The 11,672-nt window shown below is 44.2% G+C and carries 9 protein-coding genes; 2 read left to right on the forward strand and 7 right to left on the reverse strand.

Going from position 1 to position 11,672, the window contains the following annotated elements; all coding sequences use genetic code 11:
- Nucleotides 1-4 precede the first annotated feature (4 nt).
- The gene (locus tag ACOJR9_RS10230; RefSeq protein WP_420932892.1) at nucleotides 5-1,045 is read right to left on the reverse strand and encodes an L-dopachrome tautomerase-related protein; all 1,041 of its coding nucleotides are present in this window, start codon (nucleotides 1,043-1,045) and stop codon (nucleotides 5-7) included.
- A gap of 194 nt (nucleotides 1,046-1,239) precedes the next feature.
- Here ACOJR9_RS10230 and ACOJR9_RS10235 point away from each other — a divergent pair, with 194 nt between their 5' ends.
- Nucleotides 1,240-2,337, forward strand: a complete 1,098-nt coding sequence (locus ACOJR9_RS10235) for an NADH:flavin oxidoreductase (protein ID WP_420932893.1) — start codon at nucleotides 1,240-1,242, stop codon at nucleotides 2,335-2,337.
- Nucleotides 2,338-2,750: 413 nt separating this feature from the next.
- On the opposite strand, the gene ACOJR9_RS10240 is transcribed toward ACOJR9_RS10235, so the two are convergent.
- From ACOJR9_RS10240 to ACOJR9_RS10255, 4 genes are read right to left on the reverse strand one after another with little or no spacing between them, the layout of a single operon-like run.
- On the reverse strand, nucleotides 2,751-3,686 hold the full coding sequence (locus ACOJR9_RS10240) for an alcohol dehydrogenase catalytic domain-containing protein (protein ID WP_420932894.1): 936 nt from the start codon (nucleotides 3,684-3,686) through the stop codon (nucleotides 2,751-2,753).
- A 30-nt stretch (nucleotides 3,687-3,716) separates the two neighbouring features.
- Nucleotides 3,717-4,553 (reverse strand): 2,5-didehydrogluconate reductase DkgB, encoded by an 837-nt coding sequence (gene dkgB, locus ACOJR9_RS10245; RefSeq protein WP_420932895.1) that lies wholly within the window; start codon nucleotides 4,551-4,553, stop codon nucleotides 3,717-3,719.
- Between the two features lie 21 nt (nucleotides 4,554-4,574).
- Nucleotides 4,575-5,483, reverse strand: a complete 909-nt coding sequence (locus ACOJR9_RS10250) for a TIGR03571 family LLM class oxidoreductase (protein ID WP_420932896.1) — start codon at nucleotides 5,481-5,483, stop codon at nucleotides 4,575-4,577.
- Nucleotides 5,484-5,520: 37 nt separating this feature from the next.
- The gene (locus ACOJR9_RS10255; protein WP_420932897.1) at nucleotides 5,521-6,678 is read right to left on the reverse strand and encodes an MFS transporter; all 1,158 of its coding nucleotides are present in this window, start codon (nucleotides 6,676-6,678) and stop codon (nucleotides 5,521-5,523) included.
- 193 nt (nucleotides 6,679-6,871) lie between these two features.
- On the opposite strand from ACOJR9_RS10255, the gene ACOJR9_RS10260 reads away from it, so the two are divergent.
- A complete protein-coding gene (locus ACOJR9_RS10260) occupies nucleotides 6,872-7,768 on the forward strand; it encodes a LysR substrate-binding domain-containing protein (protein WP_420932898.1) in 897 nt (298 codons plus the stop codon).
- A gap of 262 nt (nucleotides 7,769-8,030) precedes the next feature.
- Here ACOJR9_RS10260 and ACOJR9_RS10265 read toward each other — a convergent pair whose 3' ends face one another.
- A complete protein-coding gene (locus tag ACOJR9_RS10265; protein WP_420932899.1) occupies nucleotides 8,031-10,382 on the reverse strand; it encodes an EAL domain-containing protein in 2,352 nt (783 codons plus the stop codon).
- A 292-nt stretch (nucleotides 10,383-10,674) separates the two neighbouring features.
- Complete coding sequence (locus ACOJR9_RS10270; protein WP_420932900.1) at nucleotides 10,675-11,553, reverse strand: DMT family transporter; 879 nt, start codon at nucleotides 11,551-11,553, stop codon at nucleotides 10,675-10,677.
- Nucleotides 11,554-11,672 lie beyond the last annotated feature (119 nt).

The raw sequence follows: 11,672 nt of genomic DNA on the forward strand, positions 1-11,672 counted from the left end.
CTCATTATTTTGCAGGTAAAGGTACCTTATAAATTTCAAACGACATATTACTCACATCATCACCAGCGTCTTGAATTTTGCTATTAGTGAAGTACAGCGTGTTATCGTAAACGCTAAAAGTATCAGCCCAATTAACAGTGCTACCTTCCACCAACGTTTCTAGCGACTGGCTTGGTGTTAAATACTGAACTTGTTGCTTCTCTAAATCAGCTAAATAGAGATTGCCGTTATGGTATAGCATACCGTCGGGTGCACCAGTTTCCGCTACAGTACGAACTTTCTCGGCGATATCAGCGCTAGAGTCATTACTAATATCCGCTGTATTTAGTGCATACAGTGAATAACCCGATAACGCGTGAAAATAAAGTGTGTCATTCAACCTATCAAGGGCGATACCATCTGATTGCACCTGCATATTAAATGGCTTACCTTTAATCGATAAGGTTTCCACTTCTGCTTTGGTAAATGGATGATTATTAAGTATTCTGTAACTCGAGTCGTCGTTTAGATTATAAACAACCAGCCCTGCATGTCCCGAGTCAGTCATATAAATTCGATGTGTCTTATCATCAACGCGAAGATCATTAATATAAGAATCCGAATGATAAGCATTTTTTGACAGCGTCAATACTCGCTCTATTTTGTCAGTACGTAAATCGACAACAAACACGCGCGGGGCATCGACTACACCTTGAAATTTTGGGTTTCTGGTATCAAGCACATACAGTTTATCTTTATGGGCGACCACCGACTGTACAGCAAGAAAACAGTCTGCCTTCACAAGACTATTGCTAATACAGCGATTTGCTAGGGCGTTTGGATATTCACTAACGTCCCCGCTCTTCGAAATCTCAGCGACGCTAAAATCCACACCATCGCGCCAATTGGGTGCATTGACGAACAATCGTCCATCGTTACTCACTGTTACTCCAGTGATCTGCGTTCCTTTTAGCTCTGCTACTTTGATCGGCTTCGCTGTTGCTACATTAAGAAATGCATTGCTACATAAAAGCCCAACTAAAGCCATAGTCCTTTTTCGTATCATTACTTCCTCACTGTGATTATCTTTCGCAATATTAATAAAGTGTATTTAAATCAATACTTGAAAATGATGCTGAAAGTTTACAGTGGTATTCGCAGCGATGATTTATGAATTACTATCACTAATAGAAAATTGACTTAGTTGTCCCTCAGGTTACTATTTTTGATATCTTAATCACCCAATATAAGAAATGCCTAATGTCAGATAACACACTATTTTCGCCTTTTAAAAATAAAGGTTTGTCACTCGCCAACCGTATCGTAATGGCACCAATGACGAGACAGTTCTCACCCGATGGCATACCAACAAGCGATGTTGCTGGATATTATAGACGACGTGCCGAGGGCGGAACCGGACTCATTATTACTGAAGGCACAACCGTAAACGATAAAGTCGCTACCATGGGCGTAACAATCCCACGTTTTCACGGCGAGGATGCCCTTGCAGGCTGGAAACAAGTAGTAGACGAAGTTCACAATGCTGGTGGCAAAATAATGCCACAACTATGGCATGTAGGTATGGCGCGTGTGGCAGAAAATGCGCCTTTCCCCGAGCTGCCAAGCGCTGGACCTTCTGGTTTGTTTAAACCGGGTAAGCAAAGTGCAGAACCAATGACCGTAGCGCATATCGAATCTGTGATTGAAGCGTTCGCTGAAGCTGCAGCTGACGCTCAACGGATTGGTATGGACGGTGTTGAAATTCATGGGGCTCATGGGTATTTAGTTGACCAGTTTTTCTGGGAAGGCACTAATCAACGTACCGATAGTTGGGGTGGCAGCATGGAAAATCGAGGCCGTTTTGCTGTTGAGATCATCAAAGCTATTCGCGCTGCAACTTCAAAAGACTTTCCCATTGTGCTTCGATACTCTCAATGGAAACAGCAGGACTACACCGCTAGACTTGCACAATCTCCTCAAGAACTTGAGCAGTTTTTGCGGCCTCTCAGCGACGCTGGTGTTGATATATTTCATTGTTCTCAGCGTCGGTATTGGGAGAGTGAGTTTGACGGCAGTGAATTAAATTTAGCTGGGTGGACTAAGCAAATTACTGGAAAACCGACAATCACTGTGGGCTCAGTAGGCTTAAATGACGATTTCTTTGGTGCATTTAAAGGGCAAGATTCAAGCACTCGTTCAGTGGATGATTTATTAGAGCGCCTAGATGCAGGGGAATTTGACCTAGTTGCAGTTGGAAGAGCGTTGCTTCAAGATCCAAGTTGGGCGAACAAAATTAAAGAAGGTCGCACAGACGAGTTAAAGCAGTATTCAGGGAAATCGCTTGGCTCGCTGTCATAACGATAGGCATAACGACAGATATTACGACAGACATAACGACAATCGATTTTTCAAATCAAAATCACTTTCGGTAGCCCTAGTGTAACCAAAAAGATAACGTTGGGAAGTCCAGGGATGTGTTACTGAAACAGCTAAAATGGTAGTGGTCAAAATGACTTGATCACTACCATGAGTTTGCAAAGCAACTCGACGGATTCCATTACGTCTTTAACCAGCTTACCTTTTACCAGTTCGCCTTTGACCAACTCGCTTTTGACAAACGAAGTACGGCGTCGCTCGATGCCAAAACATAGGAATCATAAATAGATTTGACATTGTTTAAAGGCTCCGACGGTATCGTCGAAACATTAATGTGAGCGGACAAGGCTCTATATATTGTTAAAGATGAATTAATAGTCTTAATTATTTTAGTGTTATGACACCGTAACCACCGCTTTTCGCTTATCTTCTTTTGAAAATTGCAGCGCCTTGTTCAGATTATCACATTCAAACAGGTTTGGAATTTCAACAACCAAAGTCTGCGCAGCAACTTGCTCAAGTAGAGCCTCGCCATCTTTAACTAGCCGCTGCCACTGCGGTAAATCGCCATAATCATGCAGCGCGCCAAGGGCTATCTCGTGATAAGAGATCGTGCGCGTGAAAGGTGCATCAACAGGCGCTTCAATACGACCGAGAATGCTCACCACGTGACCATTAGCCTCAAGAAGCGGAACAAGTGAAGCCGCGTATTCTGGGCCATTCGCGTCGAAAAGCGCGTAAAATGATTGCCCTTTAGGTTTGCCGCGATGGATGGCTTTCACTCCCATCTCGTCCGCTTGCTCTTGGGTAAAGCTACCTGAGATAACATGCACATTAAACCCAGCCTGAGAAAGTATTTGAGCCAGCAATTTGTTAACTGCGCCCATGCCGCTAACTAAGACGTCAGCCCCCTTTCTTACCGGCACTTTACTAAATGCTTGCCAAGCGGTAAGCATCGGAAATGGCAACGCGGCAGCTAATGCAAAATCAACACTTTCTGGCACTACCATGACTCGACTTGCGTACACTTCGCTTTGATCGGCAAAGCTTCCGTTTTCACCTAAGCTATGATGGTAAGCCACGCGCTTACCTAAGAAACTGTTGTCAACGCCCTCACCTACTGATACAACGACACCCGCACCGTCTACGCCGGGAATGTGTCCTGTTTCCCATTCGCGCGGATTATCATCGATAAACTTCCAATCTACAGGATTAATTCCGATAGCATAGTTACGCACAACCATACGCCCCGCTTCCGGCTCAGAAAACTCCCGTATATTTTGTACCAGTGCTGCACCGGCGTGTTCGAATTGCCAAACGTTTGCTCGCATAAAAACTCCTTAACAAGGTGATTTTCCTGATTAATCCCACGCAGGTGAAAAATCGGGGTTAGCTTGGCGATCGCCACAATCTAACGCGTCAATTTTTGCGATATCGTCTGCGTCTAACGTCAGTTCAAGCCCTTTGAAATTGGTTTCCAGGTTTTTGCGCTTGGTGGACGATGGGATAGTCACTAAATCATGTGCAAGCTCCCAGGCTATAACCACTTCAGCAGCGCTTACGCCATGCTTATCTGCAATAGCGATAATGGTCTCATCTTTTAGAACTTTACCAACAGCAAAAGGCATATACCCTGTAACTGTGATGCCATATTTCTCGCACGCTCCACGCACTTTTTCATTCGTGAGATAAGGATGCACCTCTACCTGATTCGTGGCGATCACACCCTCACCTAACACACTCACCGCTTCTTCAATTTGTGCCACGGTGAAGTTAGAAATACCAATTTCTTTTGTCAGATCCAGCTCTTTAACACGCAGCAATTCACCTAGGTACTCTTTCATGCTTTCGCCGTTTTCCGGTGCCGGCCAATGAATCAGTAGTAGGTCAACGTACGACAGCTGAAGCTTTTCCAAACTATCTCTAACACTATCCACAAAGCTTGTTTTATTTAGCTTGTCGTTCCATACCTTGGTAGTAACGTAAAGGTCTTTTCGAGCCACGACATTGTTTGTAATAGCGTCTTTAATAGCACGGCCTACCGCTTCTTCGTTGCCGTAAATTTGCGCCGTATCGATATGACGAAAACCAATTTCAAGTGCCATTGTCACACTGTTATAGGCTTCATCGTCTTTTAAACGAAACGTGCCTACTCCTAGCAAAGGGATGTTTGTTTGTGACTGATTTACATTAGCCATGATGCCTCCTTGTTGGCTTAATTAGTTATGAAAGTGCGGCAATACTTTGTCGGCAGTAAGCTGCATCGCATCTTTTACTGGTTGAGTATTACGTCTAAAGTGCAGGCCAATATGATCTACACCCGCGTCTTTCATTGCATTGAGTTCAGTGATAAGCCCGTTTACACCAGTTTCAACCCCGAATCGGAGGCGTTTTATCGGCGCTTCGTCGTTTTCAACCAAATTAAGATGGATAAAGCTAACGTAAGGCTTGTTACCCGCGACATTTCGCCAAAGCTCAACACGCTTTATATGGTCGTTTGGTGTGCCGGGATATGCCAACCAACCGTCCATATTTTCTCCAACCCACAGAGGGCTTTGTTGAGCTAGCCCTGCCACGTAAAGTGGCGCAGAAGCCGATTTTGGCAGCATTGACATACCGTCCTTAAGCGTATTGTCGCCATGCTTAAGAATCTTAAGTGATTGTCTAAATTGCTCACCTCGACTGTCAAAATCAACATCAAACAAAGGGTATTCAGCCGGTCTATCGCCACTGGCGACACCGAGAATAAGACGGTCGTCACTCAGCCGCTGGACTGTTGCTGCCGCTTTTTTAACAAGCCATGGCTGCCTAAGAGGTAAAACTACAGCGGCTGATCCTAAAAGAATATTGTCTGTAATGCCCGACAAATAGCCTAAGTAGGTGAAAGTTTCAAAAATCTGGGCCGCATCACCAAAGCTGGGGTCGTAAACCGGTACATCTCTAACCCACGCCGCTTTAAACCCCAGCTTGTCGGCTAGCTGAATACGGCTGTGGTGCTCGGTCATATCAGGTATGCCAAACGGCGTACCCTTTGTAGCGTCAAAATGCGCCCAGTCGTTATCTAGCGGAAGCTCCACACCGACAGAAAATTCATGCTGTGCAAGCTTATCAAATGTATTTGTTGTCATGGTGGACTCCTATGAACTCGTTGCATTGCCTGAAGTGTTAACGCTTGTCTAAATGGCCGCTATAGCGAGTGACAACTAGGGCCGCGACAGAGATAAGTGCACCAATCCATGCGGTATCTGATAACTGCATGCCGTCTACAATGGCACCGCCTATAATTGAGCCCAGAGCAATACCAATATTAAATGCCGCTATGTTTAACCCAGAGGCGACATCAACTGCATTGGGCGTAAACTTCTCTGCTAATTGAACGACGTAGACCTGAAGACCTGGGACATTTCCAAAAGCAAAGGCGCCCCACACCAGTACAGTGATCACTGCAGCAACTTTACTGCCCATAGTGAACGTCAGCGCAAACAAAATTACCGCAAGGGCTGAAAAGATAATCGTTAGCGCCCGAATTGGGCCTTTTTTGTCGGCAAGTTTCCCGCCATAAATATTACCGACCGCAACTGACGCACCATAGACCAACATGATTAAGCTAATAGCTGAAGGAGCAAAACCCGCCTCTTCTTGCAATATTGGTGCAAGATAAGTAAATGCTGTAAACGTGCCGCCATAGCCTAATATCGTCATTAGATACACTAATACCAGTCGAGGCTGAACCAACACCTTCATTTGCTCACCTAAAGTAGCGGGCTTACTTTGCTTTAAGTTATTCGGTACCAGAAACGCGCTGCCAATAAGCGCAAGCGTGCCAAGAGCGGAAACTACAAGAAAGGTGGCTCTCCACCCAAAGTTTTGGCCAATCCATGTACCCAAAGGCACGCCTGTGACCAACGCTACCGTTAAGCCAGTGAACATAATGGCAATGGCACTGGCTTCTTTTTCTTTCGCCACGAGTCCTGTAGCGATGGTAGAACCAACGGAAAAGAACACACCGTGGGCTAGGCCTGTCAATATTCGCGCTAAAATCAAGCTCTCATAGCTAGGCGCTTGCCAAGCAAGAATATTACCTGCGACGAAAAGCGCCATTAAGCTAAGCAGAACATGTTTTCTATTCCACTTACCAGTAAGGGCGGTAAGAACAGGTGCGCCAACGGCAACACCTACAGCGTACAAGCTCACCAGCAAGCCTGCACTGGGTAATGTTACGCCAAGATCGGTCGCTATGGTAGGTACAAGCCCCACTATAACGAACTCGGTTGTGCCAATAGCAAACGCACTCAACGTTAAGGCAAATAATGCAATGGGCATTTCAATTATCCTCACAAAGTATTCAACATGATCTGGGTCGTTGCCGCCCCCACCTACTCCCTCCAAGTGAACAGTTAAATCGTCTTTTTGGGAGTCATTTATAAAGTGCGTTCAGTTTGACAATAAATTTATTTGCAAAAAACAGCACTAATGACAAAATACTTTTGTAAAATTTGAAAATATAAGGTGTGTGATGCCAGTTTCATCAAAAACTGAAGACCTAGAAGCGTTTTTAACCGTGATAGATACAGGTAGCTTTTCCAGTGCGGCTAACTTGCTTAATCAGCAAGTAGCAAAAGTTAGTAGAGCGGTAACGCGGATTGAAGGTGCATTAGAGGTAACCCTATTAAATCGCACTACTAGGCGTTTAGAGCTAACCGAAGAAGGCGCGCTATTTTTGCGATACGCCAGAGACGGCTTAAACGTATTAGAAAAAGGCGAAGAAGCACTGAGACTTTTGAAGCGTACTCCTTCAGGAAAACTTCGTGTAGATGCGGCAAGCCCATTCGTCTTGCACCAGCTTGCGCCATTGGTGGGCGAGTTTAGCGAAGCATTTCCAGATATCACTCTGGACATTACTAGTCACGATAGCATTATCGACCTGTTGGAACACAAGACAGATATAGCGATACGTATTGGTGATTTAACTGATTCAAATTTGCACGCTAGGCGCTTAGGAAAAAGTAAGCTTCATATTGTGGCAAGCCCACAGTATCTTGAAAAATACCCTTTATCTGAAGACGAGTGGGACATTAGCACGCTTAACAATCACAAACTGATTGGTTTTAGCGACGCACCAAGTTTAAATAAATGGCCTCTCAAGCTAGATATCAATTTGCAGTACAGTCTTCACGCCTCAAGCGGTGAAACCATTCGCCAGCTATGCTTGGCAGGCCAAGGTATTGCGTTACTGTCTCACTTTATGGTGCATAAAGACCTTAGCGCGGGTACGCTTGTCGATTTATTTAGCGACGACATTATAAGCCCGAACCGACGGGAATCGGTTCAAGCGGTGTACTATAAAAATAGCGCAGTTTCGTCTCGGATATCCGCTTTCCTGGATTTCATTCAGTCTCGGCTCACCTTATAATCACAGATCAATAAATAGAACATTTCTTTCATCCCTCAAGACACAATCTAATTAGAACGGCTGGTCATTGATTGAACTCAAGGTCTTAAACAGACAACAGCGAGCGCTATGGAGGCGACCTAGGCTCGAATTCGCGGGTTAAGCTCATCGCTCACTTTAGATGAAGTTAAAACCCATTCAACGAGACTGAATGATAATATATGACCTGTTAACATTAAACGAGGACAATGCAATGCCTATCCTTTTTCTGATTAGCTAAGCACTAAGACTTTTTTTCTTCGCTTTGATTCATGAGTATAGATTCGAATTGCGACTTACTCAGTGGTTTTGAAAAATAATAGCCTTGACCGTATTCACACCCCATACTCTTTAATATGTTCAGCTGTTCACTTGTTTCAATGCCCTCTGCAACTACCTGAATACCTAGTTTTTTCGCCATAACAATAATGGCTTCGCAAAGAATTTTGTCGTTGCTAACCTCTGTCATCGAGTTAACGAAACTTCTGTCTATCTTTATATAGTCGGTGGGGAATTTCTTTAGATAGGAAATAGAAGAGTACCCAGTACCAAAATCATCTAGCGCAATACTTATCCCGGCTTGGCGGAACTGAAATAGCTTTTGTGAGACTTTTTCATCAGCATCCATTAACAAGCTTTCGGTAATTTCAATTAACAAAGCACTTGATGGCGTGTTGGTCTCCAATAGTGCAGTCATCCACTCCATAATATTGGGCTCTGAACTGAAATAGTGGCTCGCTGATGTATTAATGCTTAACTGCAAGTCTTTACAATATGACTCTCTCCAGCGATTTATATCGTCGCATACTTGAGAAAAAACCCAGTTGCTTATTTCAATGATCAAACCAGACTCTTCAGCTAGCGGAATAAAATCATCGGGTCTGATTAGTCCCCGTTTGGGATGATTCCACCTAATTAGCGCTTCACCCTTATGAATGTCGCCGCTGTCTAAAGCCACAATAGGTTGGTATTCAATAAAAAACTCATCGTTTTGAGTGGCATAACGCAAATCGTTGAGCAGCCCCAACCTTTTAACAGCCGCCTCGCGCATGCTTTCCGTGTAAAACTCATAGCTATTTCTTCCGCTTGCCTTAACGCGAAACATGGCTTGATCGGCATTTTTAAGCAGGCTACTTACGTCTTGCGCATCATCGGGGTAGAGCGTTATACCAATACTGGCGCTGGTATGAATAACCTCGTTTTCGATTGTCAGTGGCTTTGATAGTGACGACAGCAAATCATGGATAACTCGTTCAACATGCTTTACATCTTTCAAATTGTTAATAATGACAACGAACTCATCGCCGCCTAAGCGAGCGACGCTATCATTTTGCCTTACACAACGCTCAATGCGGCGAGCACATTGAACAAGTAATTCGTCCCCTACACCATGTCCCATGGTATCGTTGATGTCTTTAAAATGATCTAAGTCGAGAAACATCACGGCAACTTTGGTTGATAGTCGGTCGGCGGAACTCAAAGCATGTATCAGGTTGTCTTCCATTAAGTGGCGATTTGGTAAACCCGTTAAGCTATCGTAATTAGCCTGACGCCAAATGATTTCATCCGCCCTTTCCCGCTCAATGGCAATGCTCGCCACATGGGCGAAATACTCAATACGCTTAATATCTTCATCTGAAGGAACGCCCGCTTCTTTGTGGTAAATGGCAAAAGTACCCAGTACTTTTCCATCTGCACCACAAATAGGTTGCGACCAACATGCCCCTAAGTTCGCCTGTTTTGCCGCATTACGCCAAGATGCCCAGTAACTATGAGTGCTTAAATCCTCTGTAATGACTCTTTCGTTAAGGAAAGCAGCCGTGCCACATGCGCCCTGCCCAATACCAATTTCTACTCCGTCTATTAAATCGTTGTAAAAGCCCGGCAATGAAGGCGCGGCGCCTAATCGTAACTGAGTACCGTCTAATAACAGTATGCTACAGAGCTGGTTCCTGTATTCTTTTTCAACTGCATCGACAATATCGTCAAGTACAAATGAAAGCGGCTCCGTATTTACCACTTTTTCAATGATAGCACTGCGCACTCGCAACAATTTTTGTGATTCAATAAGCTCTAGGTGCTTTGCATCGAGTTCACGTGACAACAGCGAAAGATCAGTTCGCTGCAGCTCGAGTTCAACCAAAGTGCCTAAATCTTTAAGTGACTTGAGCTGCTGTACACAGAAGGTTCTGGGAGTGGTATCGAATACACAGAGGCTGCCTACGGCCTGCCCGTCAAACATAAGCTTTATCCCCGCATAAAAGCGTATGTGAGGGTCTTCTACCACAAGAGGGTTTGAAGAAAAACGACTGTCCCTAAGTGTGTCTTGTACAATCAACGCGTCGCTTTCTAAAATAGCATGGGCGCAAAAAGCGATATCTCGAGATGTTTCTTCCATATCCACATTGACCCGCGATTTAAACCATTGACGAGTTGAATCAATCATTGAAACAGTTGCAAATTCACAGGAAAATAATTGTGCTGCCAGACGAGTAATTCTATCAAAACGCTCTTCAGGGGAGGTATCCAATATTTCTAAGCTACGCAGCACTTCCATTCGCTGTTGTTCATTTGGCGGCAATACTGAGCTGGTCAAAATCTCTCCTAACACCTACTAAGAGTGCTATATAGAAAATCTAAAACGATACTGTGTTTGATGAACATCCGTATTGAATAAAGGGGCCTTTAACCCTTACAGCTAATACATATCCTTTGTGAAAAACCTAGCTGGGCTAACGTATGAAGCTAACACAGAGAAGCGTAAATTGGTGCTAAAATCGCTCATTTATTCAATTTTTTATGGTTTATCGCCAGAAACACTCAGATTTGCTCTTTATTACTCACAACTCACCACTGCAACTAGAGAAATGAGACTAGACACGTCGTTGCTAATTTCTTTGCCTTATCACCAGCAAAATTCCGCCTAAGGTAGCAAGTGACGCCGCTATGATAGTTATGTTTAGTGATTCTTTTAGAATGGCCCACCCCATAAATGTTGCAATGATAGGGACACTTAATTGAACAGTAGCGGCGGTGGTAGATTTTATTAAAGGTAAGGCCGCATACCAAATAGCGTAACCGGCGCCAGATGCGAGCATGCCTGATGCAAGCGCGTATAAGCTGCCTGTGGGATCTATATTGATTTTAGCACCCGTTAGAAGCACAACTGCGGCAAGAGGCACACAAAGCGCTGAAGCTAAAACAAAATTCCCTGCACTGGCTACTAATGGTGACGTTGCGCTTTTTCCAATCAAAGAATACGCTCCCCATGCAAAGCCGGCTAGTATCATTAAGATAGCGGACAACATTGAGGGCGCGCTGCTGCTTGGCAGCAGTAATATGACTAACCCGATTATTGCAAAAGAGAAGCCAAGCCACTGAGACGGTGAAAACCTCTCCCCTTTCATAAGACCTACAGCGATCATGGTTATTTGAACTGTACCAAAAAGTAGCAGTGCACCTGTGCCTGTTGCCATTGAAATATAGGCAAATGAAAAACACAATGCATAAACAAATAACGCCATACCCCCAGCAACACTCGCATTTTGCTTCATCATAACGATGAGCCTTTCTGCCTCTTGCGACCGTGATTGAGAAACGTAGAACACTATTGAAAGAAAAAGAAGACTAACTGCACCACTTAACAGCCGGATAATGGTAAAAGAGCTGGGGTCAATATTCGTACTAACTAACGCCATACGGCACAGCAATGAATTTGCAGCAAAAGCGACCATTGCCGCAATAACAAGAAGCACCGCTTTTAACACAATAAACTCTCCGTAAAGACCATCCCAGTCAATGGCTATTCAATAATAACGAATGCTAGAGATACTACTCTTATCAACATCGCACTTAAAGAAAGTGATCAGCGCCTACCCAATTTTTA

This window comes from Alteromonas ulvae, assembly GCF_048987005.1.
GTDB lineage: Bacteria > Pseudomonadota > Gammaproteobacteria > Enterobacterales > Alteromonadaceae > Alteromonas.